Source organism: Pseudoalteromonas sp. SG41-1 (assembly GCF_014164575.1).
Classification (GTDB): Bacteria; Pseudomonadota; Gammaproteobacteria; order Enterobacterales; family Alteromonadaceae; genus Pseudoalteromonas; species Pseudoalteromonas rhizosphaerae.
Window position 1 is genome coordinate 1 of sequence record NZ_JACJFL010000146.1, and the last position, 235, is coordinate 235.

Consider the following 235-nt stretch of genomic DNA (forward strand, 5'->3'; position numbering starts at 1 on the left):
CTAATCTATCATGGCCAAAATCTTCAATATCTTCCCAGCCTTGGCACCCAGATATGACAGCGCTGACAGCTAAGAATATGATATCAAAAAGTTTATGGACAACTTTACCCTGCTGGCGAGGGTCGTCAATTGATTCGAAATATTTAAATAGTTGAATATCAGGCATGGGGGCTCCTTAAAAAGGAGTATAAGATCATACTTTTAAGTCAAGGTAAAGTTCGTGATCTTGCCCTGT

At 39.6% G+C, this 235-nt stretch carries 1 protein-coding gene; it reads right to left on the minus strand.

What is annotated here, in order from left to right; genetic code table 11:
- Positions 1-166: transposase family protein (locus H5203_RS22660; RefSeq protein WP_182740696.1), on the minus strand; the 166-nt coding region annotated here is incomplete at its 3' end.
- Positions 167-235 lie beyond the last annotated feature (69 nt).